General features: G+C 42.2%; 15 protein-coding genes. 1 reads left to right on the top strand and 14 read right to left on the bottom strand.

Annotated elements, in window-relative coordinates; genetic code table 11:
* Positions 1 to 32 precede the first annotated feature (32 nt).
* The 7 genes from nifD to ACLKML_RS05135 all read right to left on the bottom strand — a co-directional run bounded on the left by nifD (position 33) and on the right by ACLKML_RS05135 (position 6986).
* Complete coding sequence (nifD, locus tag ACLKML_RS05165; RefSeq protein ID WP_413282653.1) at positions 33 to 1511, bottom strand: nitrogenase molybdenum-iron protein alpha chain; 1479 nt, start codon at positions 1509 to 1511, stop codon at positions 33 to 35.
* A 53-nt stretch (positions 1512 to 1564) separates the two neighbouring features.
* Positions 1565 to 2443, bottom strand: coding sequence for a nitrogenase iron protein (gene nifH / locus ACLKML_RS05160; protein ID WP_413282652.1), 879 nt, complete (start codon positions 2441 to 2443; stop codon positions 1565 to 1567).
* A gap of 370 nt (positions 2444 to 2813) precedes the next feature.
* Complete coding sequence (locus tag ACLKML_RS05155) at positions 2814 to 3839, bottom strand: CobW family GTP-binding protein (RefSeq protein WP_413282651.1); 1026 nt, start codon at positions 3837 to 3839, stop codon at positions 2814 to 2816.
* 186 nt (positions 3840 to 4025) lie between these two features.
* The gene (locus ACLKML_RS05150; RefSeq protein WP_413282650.1) at positions 4026 to 4478 is read right to left on the bottom strand and encodes a Fur family transcriptional regulator; all 453 of its coding nucleotides are present in this window, start codon (positions 4476 to 4478) and stop codon (positions 4026 to 4028) included.
* A 5-nt stretch (positions 4479 to 4483) separates the two neighbouring features.
* Complete coding sequence (locus ACLKML_RS05145) at positions 4484 to 5278, bottom strand: DUF1826 domain-containing protein (protein ID WP_413282649.1); 795 nt, start codon at positions 5276 to 5278, stop codon at positions 4484 to 4486.
* 99 nt (positions 5279 to 5377) lie between these two features.
* On the bottom strand, positions 5378 to 6175 hold the full coding sequence (locus ACLKML_RS05140) for a metal ABC transporter permease (protein ID WP_317718189.1): 798 nt from the start codon (positions 6173 to 6175) through the stop codon (positions 5378 to 5380).
* Complete coding sequence (locus ACLKML_RS05135) at positions 6165 to 6986, bottom strand: ATP-binding cassette domain-containing protein (protein WP_413282648.1); 822 nt, start codon at positions 6984 to 6986, stop codon at positions 6165 to 6167. Before ACLKML_RS05135 ends, ACLKML_RS05140 begins: the two co-directional genes overlap by 11 nt.
* 148 nt (positions 6987 to 7134) lie before the next feature.
* Here ACLKML_RS05135 and ACLKML_RS05130 point away from each other — a divergent pair, with 148 nt between their 5' ends.
* Positions 7135 to 8157, top strand: coding sequence for a zinc ABC transporter substrate-binding protein (locus ACLKML_RS05130; protein WP_413282647.1), 1023 nt, complete (start codon positions 7135 to 7137; stop codon positions 8155 to 8157).
* 186 nt (positions 8158 to 8343) lie between these two features.
* Here ACLKML_RS05130 and napC read toward each other — a convergent pair whose 3' ends face one another.
* The 7 genes from napC to napF form a co-directional block, all read right to left on the bottom strand.
* Complete coding sequence (gene napC, locus ACLKML_RS05125; RefSeq protein ID WP_317717252.1) at positions 8344 to 8925, bottom strand: cytochrome c-type protein NapC; 582 nt, start codon at positions 8923 to 8925, stop codon at positions 8344 to 8346.
* A gap of 8 nt (positions 8926 to 8933) precedes the next feature.
* Positions 8934 to 9368, bottom strand: coding sequence for a nitrate reductase cytochrome c-type subunit (locus ACLKML_RS05120; RefSeq protein WP_317717253.1), 435 nt, complete (start codon positions 9366 to 9368; stop codon positions 8934 to 8936).
* Positions 9358 to 10230 (bottom strand): quinol dehydrogenase ferredoxin subunit NapH, encoded by an 873-nt coding sequence (gene napH, locus ACLKML_RS05115; RefSeq protein WP_413282646.1) that lies wholly within the window; start codon positions 10228 to 10230, stop codon positions 9358 to 9360. Before napH ends, ACLKML_RS05120 begins: the two co-directional genes overlap by 11 nt.
* Entirely contained in the window at positions 10230 to 11033 is an 804-nt protein-coding gene (gene napG, locus ACLKML_RS05110; protein WP_413282645.1) for a ferredoxin-type protein NapG, read from the bottom strand. Before napG ends, napH begins: the two co-directional genes overlap by 1 nt.
* 23 nt (positions 11034 to 11056) lie before the next feature.
* Entirely contained in the window at positions 11057 to 13543 is a 2487-nt protein-coding gene (napA, locus tag ACLKML_RS05105) for a nitrate reductase catalytic subunit NapA (RefSeq protein ID WP_413282644.1), read from the bottom strand.
* A 10-nt stretch (positions 13544 to 13553) separates the two neighbouring features.
* Positions 13554 to 13805 (bottom strand): chaperone NapD, encoded by a 252-nt coding sequence (locus tag ACLKML_RS05100; protein ID WP_317717257.1) that lies wholly within the window; start codon positions 13803 to 13805, stop codon positions 13554 to 13556.
* 89 nt (positions 13806 to 13894) lie between these two features.
* Positions 13895 to 14422 carry a ferredoxin-type protein NapF gene (gene napF, locus ACLKML_RS05095; protein ID WP_413282643.1) on the bottom strand — a complete coding sequence of 176 codons (528 nt, stop codon included), beginning with the start codon at positions 14420 to 14422 and terminating at the stop codon, positions 13895 to 13897.
* Positions 14423 to 14488 lie beyond the last annotated feature (66 nt).

Below are 14488 nucleotides of genomic sequence, written 5' to 3'. Positions count from 1 at the left end.
TATTAACGGATGAAAATCCTTTCCATCGTAAATTATGCTGTTTCTGCTAATGGTGCCTCGTCTGCAGATGACGATTCTTTTACCCAAGGTGCCTTCATGCTAGTCCAGCATGGGTTATTTATAGTCAGATCCATATCTCGAGCAAAGATAGCGAAGCCATCAACACCATGATACGGGCCTGAATAATCCCAGCTGTGCATTTGTCTAAATGGGAATCCCATTTTCTGGAAGACATATTTTTCTTTGATCCCTGAACCAACAAGATCTGGCTGTAATTTTTTAACGAACGCTTCGATTTCGTATTCACTTGCATCATCGAAGAGTAGAGTGGCATCTTTCATTTGAGGAATGGTTTTTACATAATCATCGTTATGCGCAAATTCATATCCTGCCCCTACCAATTCCATGCCTAAATCTTCATAAGCACCAAGTATGTGACGAGGTCGTAACCCACCAACATACAACATGACTTTTTTACCTTCTAAGCGAGGACGATACTTATCAATCACTTGTTGCCATTCTTGACGATAACGCTCAATCACTTTTTCAGTTTGTGCTTTAATAGTGTCATCAAAGAATTCGGCTATTTTACGCATAGATTCTTCAATTTTAGTTGGACCAAATAGGTTGTATTCTATCCAAGGCACACCATTTTTTTCTTCCATATGACGAACGATATAGTTCATTGAACGATAGCAGTGGACAAGGTTCAATTTCACTTTGGGTGTGTTTTCCATTTCAGGTAATGTACCGTCACCCGACCATTGTGCAACCACACGTAATCCCATATCTTCTAGGATAATACGAGATGTCCAAGCATCACCACCAATGTTGTAGTCACCAATAATTGCGACGTCATACGGTGTGGATTCAAACTCTCTTTCCGAAGACTTGTTCAATACATGGTCACGTAATGTGTCATTGGCTATATGATGTCCTAGTGATTGAGATACACCACGGAAACCTTCACAACGAACAGGGACGATGGTTTTACCAATTTCTGCCCCTTTTTCTTTGGCAACCGCTTCTATATCGTCACCGATAAGACCAACGGGACACTCAGATTGAACACTCAATCCTTTTGCTAGTGGAAATAGTGATTCAAGTTCATCAATGGCATTTGATAGTTTCTTATCTCCGCCAAAAACAATATCTCTTTCTTGGAAATCGGTAGTGATATTTAATGTAGCAAAGCTATCTACACCTGTTGTGCCAGTGTAGTAGTTACGACGTCCAGCACGGGAATATTGGCCACAACCAACTGGCCCATGTGAGATATGCAACATATCTTTTACTGGTCCCCAAACCACACCTTTTGAGCCTGCGTAAGCACAACCACGAACGGTCATGACACCAGGCAGTGTTTTGCGATTTGAAGTAATGCATTTGCTATCGGTATTGGTTGGATCATTCACGATCACGTGTTTCACACGTTCTTCTCGAGCGACCTCGGGATAGACTTCCAATACTTCATCAATCAATGCTTGTGCTTGTTCTTTATTCATCGACATTTCTGCCTCCAAAATTGGGTAAACGACAGTGAAAATATTCCGCTTAATACAAATTAAGCAGCAACTTCATCTGCTGTTTTACCAATGATTGATTCATCTTCTTCGTCTATAAGGCCGAATTCCATTAACAGTTCTTCTAACTCATCCATAGTGACTGGGTTTGGAACGACAAAGAACTCGTTTGAAATGATTTTTTTAGCAAGCGTACGGTATTCATCAGCTTGTTTGCACGTAGGATCATATTCAATTACAGTCATTCGACGAATTTCTGCACGTTGAACAATATTGTCACGTGGAACAAAGTGAATCATTTGTGTGCCAATTTTGTCAGCTAGGGCTTCAATAAGCTCATCTTCACGATCGGTGTTACGTGAATTACAAATAAGACCGGCAAGACGAACTGTACCTGTTGCAGCGTATTTACAAATACCTTTAGAAATGTTGTTTGCAGCATACATTGCCATCATTTCGCCAGATACCACGATATAAATTTCTTGCGCTTTGTTTTCACGAATTGGCATCGCAAAACCACCACACACTACGTCCCCTAACACATCGTAAAATACGAAATCTAGGTCTTCTTCGTAGGCACCTTCTTCTTCCAAGAAGTTAATAGCGGTAATTACACCTCGACCTGCACAACCAACACCTGGCTCTGGACCACCAGATTCAACACAACGCACATCGCCGTAACCCGTTTTCAACACATCTTCTAGTTCAATGTCTTCCACTGTTCCTGCTTCTGCTGCCATCTCCATGATGGTATTTTGTGCTTTTGAGTGAAGAATAAGTCGTGTTGAATCCGCTTTAGGATCGCAACCAATAATCATCACTTTTTTTCCAGCTTCTGCAAGTGCTGCTACCAAGTTTTGTGTAGTTGTTGATTTACCAATACCACCTTTACCATATATTGCACATTGACGAATTGTCATAATGGGTCCCTCCATAGGATAATTGAAAAAACAATTCATTATTCTATGTGCGAAAAACAAGCCAACAGCAGAAATAAACGTAACCAAATGATTAATAACGAATTAATAGATTTCATCATTAAAGACAAGCAAACAAAAATTAAGACATTGTAAGGTTCAGAACATCTTTGTTCGTTAAATTAGGAAGGTTGTTTGTTGAGTTAAGAAGGTTGTTTGTTGAGTTGCGTAGTTTAAGTTTGACGATGATTATGATTGCATAATTTGAATTTATGCAATCATAAGTTAACAATGCTGGTTGTATCTAAAGGTAGTTAGATCTTGCTGTGATTGAGTGCATAACCGAATTAGAATGTTGGTTGAGCCACTATCTTTACACTGTAAATGCTTGCTGTTGGTCCGTTATACAAGTGCTGACTAAACGCTGCTCAAACGTTTCATCTAGCGTATCAGAAATCAGTTCAATTCTACTTTCAGTACAATCATCCAATTCTATTTCTTTTAAGCCATCAGCGGTGAGATTGTAACCAAACACACCTTGTTCAGTAATAAATACTGCTTTCATGCGCTCAACGTTTAACTCAACTAACAGTGTAATGAGTTTACGGCGATCAAACACCTTATCTGGCGAAAATCGCCAACCTACACTTTTAAACCCTTCACCTTCGTTAATCGCTTTAATCATGCCACTTTCTGGCATTGGTGCTTCTGACGCTAATGGCTTGTTATGATGATGGTGGTGGTGATTGACTGGGTTCTCATGAATACTAGTATCGCCTTCAAACTCAGAAAACGGGATCACACCATGTTGTGCAAAAATCACACGAGTATTGGACCGCCCCACTTCAGCAACATAGTTTTGTAATTTTTCTCTATCACCCTGTTGGTACAGATCGGTTTTATTCCCTACTACCGTATCTGCAATAGCAATCTGTTGATTGAACGTTTCGTGATTGGTATAACGAGGATCCGATAAATTGCGAGCATCGACCAAAGTGATATTATTTTTCAATGACAACACTTGACGATAGTATTCGGTAGATAGCACTTGCAGCACTTCTTTCGGATGACCAAGCCCAGTAGGTTCAATTAAAAGTCGATCTGGTTTTGCTTCAGACAGCAGTTGGTTGATGGCAATTTGCATTGGCAAGCCAGCAGCGCAACACATACAGCCGCCAGGAACTTCTCGGAAAAAAAGTGTTTTGTCGCCATTTTTTTGCCCTTGGAATAGGCTACCATCAACGCCTATTTCACCAAATTCATTAACCAATACAGCCCAGCGTTCATTGTCTGGTTTATTCGCCATCAAATTCAAAATAGCCGTTGTTTTACCGACCCCAAGAAAACCAGTAATGATGTTAGTTGGAACCGCTAAAATAGGTTGATTATCAGAATTCATTGATTGTTCTCCTACGATAATTTTGCCGACAACGATGTCCGGCTAATCATGACTGCGGAACCAATTAAAGCCACTTTTGATACCTGTGGAAAATCACCATTAGGATTTGTTCTTAACATACTTATTTCTCTTAAATTAACGGAAAACTAAACAATAAACACTATTTCACAATGACGATCGCAAACGCTACTCAGCGCAGTCGTCACAAACACAGTTAATCTCTAATTGAGGACTAATAACAGTAAAACCTTCTTTTCTGGCATTGGATTGCAAACCAGTTATCATCTCAGGATCGATAATTTGTTCGCTGATTTTGTCGCATTTAGAACAAATAAGAAACTGCGCGGTACCATGGTCGTATTCGCAAAGAATATGAGAACAAACAATGTATTTATTCGACACTTTAAGCTTGTGAACCAAGTGCTCACTCTCTAAAAAGTCTAATATACGATACACCGACATTGCTTGAATATTCTGGTTGAAATGTTGTTTGCAGTACTCGACTAACTCATAAGCGGAAAGTGATTTATTGGCGTGTATCAATGCTTGTAAAACCAATTTACGCTTTGACGTCAACTGTTTACCACCAGCTTTACAACTTTTTTCTACATGTTGAATAATTGCGTCAATATCATTCATATGAACTACACCATATCTAATGTAAGTAACAATCGTCGCTCATTTAAATCGAGTTCAGGTGAACGATGCACTAATCCATTATCTTCATTACCTTCCCAACCACTGCCTTTTAACAGTGCAACATCGCCTGGCGACATGGTGTTTACCGCACGCTCATTTTCGAATAATCCAGATAGGTGGTCTGGCTGGCCAAGGCTTCCTGCGCCTAATTTGCTTCGATTGATATTGTTACTATCTAGCCATTGAGTAGATGAGCCAGCATACGTTGTCACAAGACGACATGGCACATGATCAACATGAAATTTAGGGCACATTGGTCTGTCTAGAATGGTGAGTCTCAAACCTACTTTTGGCAAATCGAACAGACAACAGAACATATCAACTATGAGAGCAATATCCTCACTTAGTGACGCTGCACAAGCATAATCAGATAACTTATCTCTTATCCACTGGGCGGTATTATCTGGCGTAACAGTTTCGACTAAAGCGAGTGACTTACCGCTATCAAGCATCTGTTGAATAGTGCGTGTCATATCCGTTGGCAACGTACGTTGCAATACCGAAATATTATGTTGTGCTTGATAAATACTGGTTAAAACAGTTGGATTGATACCGATAAACTTTGCCCTATGCTTTTGCTCGAAAGGCTTAGCCTTTATAGCCAGTGAACTAGAATCTATCGCCATTGAACTAGAATCTAGCAACTGAAAATTAGAGTCTACAAACTGAGGTATAGAATCTATCGACACCTCCGCACCTGACGCATACTGTTTAGATTCAACTGTTAAATTTAATCCCATACTATCGCTCCCTAGTCAAAACAAAACGTCCAATTCAACACGCATAACTTTTATTAGAAACCACGCTCTGATTACATAAAGGTTAATTGCTATTATTTATTACCTAGTCCGGCCTAACACTCTCCATGCGATACTTGAAACAACAAACAATCCGGCGGCTATACATACCATTGTTGGGCCTGTCGGTGTGTCGAACACAAAAGAAGTTCGCAAACCAATAACACTGGAACTACTGCCTATCACTGCGGCAAGAAGCACCATAATTTCGGGTGTGCGGCTAAAGGGTCGAGCGGTGGCCGCTGGAATAATAAGCATTGAAACAATGAGTAGTACGCCAACAACCTTTATTGCTACCGCCACGACTACCGCCAGTGCAATAGTAAGAATCATTTGTTCTTTCTTTGGAGAGAAACCACTGGCTAAAGCTAAATCTTTATTTAAGGTCGTAAGTAACAATCCAGACCAACGACGCATGATCAATCCAATAACCAGTAGCGTACCCGTCCAAATAACCAGTAAATCCATCTTACTAACGGCTAGAATATCGCCAAATAAGTACGCCATAAGATCCAAGCGAACTCCTGATAAGAACGAGACGGCAACCAGACCAATTGCTAAAGCAGAATGCGCCATTACACCTAATAATGTGTCCATCGCATAACCTCGGCCACTAAACGTCGCGACGGTAAGCGCCATTAATAGCGTGATGAATAACACTCCAGGAAAAATGGGCAGCGAAAAAGACAGAGATAATGCAACACCAAGCATTGACGCATGAGCAGTCGCATCGCCAAAATACGCCATACGACGCCACACAATAAAGCATCCCAAAGGCGCTGCCGCCAACGTCACTCCAACGCCAGCCAAAGCAGCCCGCCAAAGAAAATCATCTAACATCTAAAACGCTCTCTTTGCTATTAACGGTTGCAGAAGCATTACTTGCTACAGAAACATTGTTAGGTACAAAAACATTGTTAGGTACAGAAGCATTGTTCGGTACAGAAGCATTGTTCGGTACAGAAGCATGGTGGTGATATATTCCTAAAACATCATCTTCGATACCAAATAACGCTTTATATTCTGATGACTTACTCACTTTCTCTGGCACACCTTCACAACAAATTTGACCATTCAAACAAATAACCCTATCGGTTCGACGCATTACCACATGCAAGTCATGGCTGACCATAATGACAGCACATCCAGTCTCTTTACGAATAGCGTCTATCTGCTGATAAAACTCAGCCGTTCCGCGCTGATCTAAACCTTGAGTGGCTTCGTCTAACAACAACAACGACGGTTCTTCTAGTAAGGCACGAGCTAGCAAAACACGCTGAAGTTGCCCTCCAGATAGCGACATTAGCTGCTGCTTTTCGACCGCAGGAACACCTGCTCGCTTTAATGCATTTAATATAACGTCTTTAGGACGACGGATAGGAAGCGTTAAAAAACGATATACCGTCATAGGCAAGGTTTCATCAATATGTAAACGTTGCGGGACATACCCTATCTTCAAATCTTTATGACGCTGAATATGACCACTGACAGGAGAAATAGCTCCAATCAATGTTTTCAATAACGTGGATTTACCTGAGCCATTTGGCCCAACAATCGTCACTATTTCACCTTGGCAAACCGACATGTTAATACGGTTCAATATAAGATGATTTCCAAACTTTACCGACAAAGCTTGTAATGAAATTAACATCTACTCTCGCTTAATTTTTTCGCTATAACTGGCTTATTTTAAACCAAAATTATTACTAGATACTCGATTGATAGATATGTTATAACATAACAATTACAATTACTACTGTTCATATTTGCTGTAAATAAGACACTATCAGGAGAAAATCATGCTCAAAAAAACGATTACTGGTGTTTTCGTTAGTTTGGCTTCAGCCTCACAAGTTTACGCCCAAGTACCACAGGTCGCCGTTGATATTGCACCACTACATTCACTCGTCACTCAAGTAATGGATGGTGTTGGAACACCTGATTTACTGATCCGTCCAGAATCTTCTCCGCATGAATACTCGTTGCGTCCTTCGGAAGCAAAAGCGCTATCGGAGGCAGATGTTGTTTTTTGGATTGGAGAAGGATTAACTCCTTGGTTGGAAAAACCTTTATCTAGTTTAGCTGGATCGGCAACTAAAATTGAGATGATGGAAAGCGATGGTGTTACGCTTTATGATTTCCGTGAAGGGGCGACATTCGAAGCACATGAACACCACGCTGAACACGAGCAGGATGAGCACCATGAGGATCACCACGATAAAGGTGAACATGAACATCACGATGAAAGTGAGCATGAACATCATGAAGAACATGCGGAGCACCATGATGAACACGAACATCATCACGAAGGGCACGATCCACATGTATGGTTAGACCCTCAAAACGCAATAGTTTGGGTAAAAACCATCGCAAACACATTAGCTGAAGCGGACAGTGAGCATGCAGATGCGTATCAAAACAACGCTAAACTAGCGATAGATCGCTTACAACTGCTGAGCAATGATATTCAACAACAGGCAAAGTCGTTACAAGACATCAATTTCATTGTATTTCATGATGCCTATCAGTACTTCGAACAACGCTTCCAACTTCTCGCATCTGGTGCAATTTCAATTTCTGATGCTTCTGACCCGAGCCCAGCTCGAATTTCAGAAATACGCGAAACAGTTAAAAAGTTAGGAGTGACATGTGTGTTTACTGAACCGCAATTTAACCCACAATTGGTTAAAACGGTTTTTGAAGATTCTAGCGTAACAACTATCGGAACAATGGATCCGCTAGGTGCCAACATTGCTGTAGGTAAAAACCAATACAGTGATTTACTAATGGCTATGATCAACAGCCTTAAACAGTGCCAATAATCATCTTGTGCGATGAACTCTGTTTGTAAATGACAACAATTCAAACAGGGTTCAGATTAGCGAATGGTTTAAGTTAACAACTAGTTTACAAGCGCTCAACTGAGTGAGCGCTTGTAAACTAAAATTGAGAGTAAATGATCACCAAATCTAATTCACTGGCAATGACATTCACTGCCAGTAGAGGAATTAAAACTCTTTAGAGATCGTATGCCCTTTAGGTAATTGATGAGCAATACCTTTGTGGCAATCGATACAAGTTTGACCCTGATCTTCTGCGACGCTATGTATTTTTGCCGCCACTGGTTTTTGCTCTACATAATCCATGTATTCAAAATTGTGGCAGTTACGACACTCTTGTGAATCATTAGCCTTCATTCGAGCCCATTCACGCGTGGCCATTTCAAAGCGATGGTCTTCAAATTTTTTGCGTGTATCAACGATGCCAAATACTTTCCCGTATAACTCTTTACTCGCTTGGATTTTACGGATCATTTTAGGCACCCACTCTTTTGGAACATGGCAATCGGGGCAGGTGGCCCGCACACCAGAGCGGTTAGAATAGTGGATGGTTCCTACATACTCTTCGTACACATTATCTTCCATTTCATGGCAGCCAATACAGAACTCTTCTCTGTTTGACATCTCCATACCGGTGTTAAAACCACCCCAGAAAACAATACCTGCGATAAAACCAACCGTTAGTAATGTGCCAATAGCTAAGCGACTTGGCTTAGTAAACCACGCCCAAAAGCGTTTAATCATTCCCATAACGCCCCCTACTGGCCGAATTTACCTACTGGTTTGAAATCATTATCAACCAGAGGTTTCGCATCAACTTGAGTCACATGACACTGTAAACAGAAATAACGACGAGGTGCTACTTCGGTCAATATTTTGTTATCACGGTCCATGTAGTGCGTTGGGCTCACTCGTGGTGCACCTGTCTTACGATAAGTACTCACGTCATGACACTCTAGACAACCATTGTTGCTGACATTTAGTTGTACTTGAACGGTTGAGTGTGGAATAAGCGGCGGTTGATTTACATAATCTAATGCCAACTTATCCTGTTTTTTGGGCAACTGTTTGATCGTTGCCACTTCATTATTATCACTTATACCCTGATCGCCGCGAAGTGATGTCACTTCGGCGAATGCTACCGTACTTACTAAAGCCGCCAGCATTGCAGACACGACAAACTTACTCTTCATATTTAGCTCCAGTTCTCATTCTAAATTCGAATACTTTCTCAGCACAGACATCAATACATCGACCGCATGAAATACAATCTTGACTCATGATCTTCCTGTCGCCCTCTTTTAACGGTTGTCTTAATATTTTTGGTTCAGGACAAACGTTGTAACAATCCATACAGTTATTGCATTGCTCTCGGTTAGTTGCAGACACTCGTAACAAACTAAAACGGCCAATCACACCGTATGTCGCTCCCAACGGGCACAAATGACCACACCACGCATGCTCAACGAGCAGCAAGTCGATGAGAAAGACCAACAGTATTAAGACTGCACCCGCACCGAAACCAAAAATAATGCCTCGGTGTAAAGCGGATACGGGGTCTAACCATGTCCATAACAGAGTGCCTGATATAGCACTACCAATTAGGATGGCAGCAAGTAACCAATAACGTAATGACGACGGCCATTGATAACTTGCTTTTAGCCCTGTTTTTCTTCTCAGCCATGCGGCAAAATCTGTCACCATATTCATAGGACATATCCAACCACAGAACATTCTTGGGCCTGCAATGGCATAAAACCCAGCCACGATAATCCCACCAAGAATAGCGGTAGTTTCGGGCCAATAACCGGTTGCAATGGTCTGAAGCAGCAATAATGGGTCGGACAATGGAATTACGCCGAAAAACACACTCGAAGATAAATTACCTTCTAAAATGCCCCACGTTGGTCCCATAACAAACAAACCGATAACCGAAAGTTGACACACTCGACGCAAGATTAAAAACCGATTAGCACGCCACCAACCGAGTTTATTTGTTGCCTCTTTACCTGCGTCTTTCGCCAGATTCTTAACACTTCTTTGTTTGACTACCACTATAAGCCTCCTTTATCCGCAGGTCCGTCGGGCTTAATGCCATCTGGATTGCCTAGCGGCTTACGGTTAGGTAAATCAAACTGTTCAGGAATCAGGCTTTCTCCACCATGATTGGCTTTCTCTTCCCAACCCAGGCGATAGTGATGACCTAACTCACCTTTCGCCAATGCAATTGGGACAATTTTGATTGCGGTTTCTTCCAGAACACAGGCTTGCTCACATTTACCACAACCGGTACATTTGTCAGATACAACGGTTGGGATAAAACTCGCGTGAACACCAGTACGATGATTACGTATTGGCTCCAATGTAATGGCTTCATCAATCAATGGGCACACGCGATAACAAACGTCGCAGCGTAACCCTTGCCAGTTCAAACAGGTTTCATGGTCAATAAGAACTGCCGTTCCCATTTTAGCTTTGGCTATATCGGTTAGCCCTTTATCAAGTGCACCACTTGGGCACTCAACAACACACGGAATATCTTCACACATTTCACACGGTATATTTCTCGCGGTGAAATAAGGCGTCCCGGTTGCGACTGGCGACAACATGGTCGCCAGTTTCAAGGTGTCATAAGGGCAAGCTTGAACACACAAACCACAACGTAAACATGAGTTTAAAAACTCAGGTTCGGCTAAAGCACCCGGTGGCCGAATAGGCACACCCGATCCACTCGCTTTACTTTGTGTGGTCTGCAACCCAAGCACGGTTGTTGCAGCGCCAACTCCAACCGCGGTTCGAAGCGCATCTCGCATGAAACGTCTTCTACTCGCCGATGGTAAAGAATGTAAGATTTTCATTCTTTACTGCTCCATGACCGCAATTAAGCTTTGCCGATCTTAACTGCGCATTTTTTATAATCCGTTTCTTTTGATAACGGATCGGTTGCATCAAGTGTTAGCTTGTTGGTCAACTGACTGGCATCAAAGAACGGCATAAATACCAGGCCTTGAGGGACTTTGTTACGTCCGCGTGTTTCAACATGGCTCGTAACTTCACCACGACGAGAAGCGATGGTAATAGCGTCTCCACGACGTAATCCTCGTTTCTTCGCGTCCAATGGATGCATATAAACAACCGCATCAGGGAAAGCACGGTACAGTTCAGGAACACGACGAGTCATAGACCCTGTATGCCAATGCTCTAGCACACGACCGGTACACAACCATAAGTCGTATTCATCATCTGGAGATTCTGCTGCTGGCTCATAAGGCAAAGCGAAAATAACCGCTTTTTTGTCCGGTTTTCCGTAGAACGAGAACTCTTCACCTTCATTTACATAAGGATCGTAACCTTCCACATAACGCCACAATGTTTCTTTACCATCCACTACAGGCCAACGAAGACCACGCGCTTTATGGTACATATCAAACGGTGCCAGATCGTGTGCATGACCACGGCCAAAGTAAGCATATTCTTCGAACAAACCTTTTTGCACATAGAAGCCAAAATCACGAGACTCATCGTTTAGTTGCCCTTCGGCAAGTTCATCAACGCTGAATTTATTCACTTCACCATTTTCAAATAGCACTTGGAAAAGAGTTTTACCTGCCAATTCAGGCATCTTATCAATTAACTCTTGTGGCCAAACTTCTTCAACGGTAAAGCGTTTAGAGAACTCCATTACTTGCCATACATCGGATTTAGCTTCACCTGGAGCCGTTACTTGCTGACGCCAAAACTGAGTACGACGTTCGGCATTACCATACGCGCCTTCTTTTTCTACCCACATTGCGGTAGGAAGAATAAGGTCACCTGCCATTGCTGTTACGGTTGGGTATGGATCAGAAACCACAATGAAGTTAGCTGGATCACGATAGCCAGGATAGCGCTCTTCGTTAATGTTTGGCCCAGCTTGCATGTTGTTATTACACTGAACCCAGTAAGCATTCAGCTTACGGTCTTTCAACATACGGTCTTGCAGAATAGCGTGGTAGCCTGGTTTAGGTGGGATAGTACCCGCTGGAACTTTCCACTTTGTTTCACACATTTCACGGTGTTTCGGGTTAGTCACCACCATATCAGCAGGGAGACGGTGAGCGAAAGTGCCCACTTCACGTGCCGTACCACATGCTGAAGGTTGACCGGTTAATGAAAATGGTCCGCAGCCTGGTTTCGAGATTTTACCCGTCAACAAATGAATGTTGTAAACCAAGTTATTAGCCCATACACCACGAGTATGTTGGTTAAAGCCCATTGTCCAGTAAGAGACCACTTTCACTTTAGGATCGGCGTACATTTCCGCCAATTCTTCTAATTGGTCGACCGGCACACCAGACAACTCAGAGACTGTTTCCGCATCATATTCCGCAACAAACTTAGCATACGAGTCAAAGTCCATTGGGGTAGATTTTCCACTGCCCGCATTTTTAGCAGACTGCTCAAGCGGATGCGTCGGTCTTAAACCATAACCAATATCGGTAACACCTTCACGGATATTAACGTGCTTATCCATGAAATCTTGGTTCACTTTATTATTGGAAATAATATAGTGAGCAATATAATTCAAAATAGCCAAATCGGTCTGTGGGGTAAAGATAATAGGGTTATCTGCTAACTCATAAGAACGGTGTTCATAAGTAGAAAGAACCGCTACTCGGACGTTATCATCAGACAGACGACGGTCAGTCAAACGAGACCAAAGGATAGGGTGCATTTCTGCCATATTTGAGCCCCAAAGAACAAAGGCATCGGCATACTCTAAATCATCATAACACCCCATTGGTTCATCCATACCAAATGTACGGGCAAAACCAACAACCGCAGACGCCATACAGTGACGGGCGTTAGGGTCGATGTTATTTGAACGGAAACCGGCTTTATACAGTTTTGCTGCAGCGTAACCTTCCCACACTGTCCATTGGCCAGAGCCAAACATACCAACCGCTGTTGGGCCTTTTTCTTTCAAGGTTTTTTTGAATTTATCCGCCATTACATCAAAAGCTTCATCCCAACTTACTGGGGTAAATTCACCTTCTTTATCGTAAACACCATCGGTTTTACGTAATAACGGTTGAGTCAAACGGTCACGTCCGTACATTATTTTAGGTAAAAAATACCCTTTAATGCAGTTTAAACCGCGGTTTACCGGGGCATCTGGGTCACCTTGTGATGCTACTACTCGGCCATTCTGGGTACCGACTAAAACACTACAACCTGTACCACAGAAACGACATGGTGCTTTATCCCAATGTACTTCATTATCTTTACCGGCAGCTTGAGCAATCGATGTAGGAAGTACCACTCCCGTTATCGATGCCGCAGCAACCGCTGCATTTGCCTTCAAGAAACTTCGTCTACTGACACTCATTTTTGCTTCCTCAGTCAAGCTCTACTTGTTCATCCATTTGATGGAAAACCAGAGTTGCTGCAAGCACCCCCGGCAATAGTTTAATTTTATCAAAACGCTCAGCTAAGCTGTCACGGCTATCACCTTCAATAACAACCACTAACTTGCCCACTTCACTTGTTCCTGGTACTTCTGTCCCTGGCATCTCTTCGATCAAAGCCTTCACTGCTTCAAGTTGGTCAGCTGCGGCATGTACCGCTAAGCTGCTCACGTGATAACTCATTGCTTCATCCTATTTCAATTTTTTATTTACTCAGTAATGATGATTACTTGATCAATACTGATAACTGTTTACTCAATTGTAATGACTGTCTAATCAGTACTGTCTGATGTTTTGTAAATATCAATCGCATCAACAGGGCAAGGTTTTATGCATCCTCCGCAGCCAGTACAATCTATTTCATTCAATATTGGTTTTGCACTACCGCCCACTTGCAAACGAAACTTAATCGCGGAATATTCACAGTTTTCACCACAAACACGACATTCAACACCTTTCGCCGACAGACATTTTTCATCAATTCTAGCGACTTGCTGCCATGCAGGTTCAGAGCGCGGTGTAAGGGGTTCAGAACGCGGTATAAATAAAGGTTCTGGACATATATCGGCACATTTTTCGCAAAACGAACATTCACCCAAAGCAAAATTCACTTCTGGAAATCCGCCATCACCTTTGACAATAATCGACGTTTCGCAAACATCGATACACTTATTACATCGGCTACAATCAGCAATAAACTCTGACTCACTAATCAGCCATGGCATACGCTGAGGGGCAACAGTATCTAAATGTTTTTTCGGTCCTCGGTTAAACAGCCTACGCCGTGCTAAATCAACCAAAATTTTCCTCAATAAGATTCGATATCATTACAACCCATGATAATTTTATTTATGCTTCTATTAACA

Source organism: Vibrio sp. MA40-2, from assembly GCF_047302445.1.
GTDB lineage: Bacteria > Pseudomonadota > Gammaproteobacteria > Enterobacterales > Vibrionaceae > Vibrio.
Note: the sequence above shows the minus strand (reverse complement) of the source record. Positions and strands in the feature narration are given on the sequence as shown.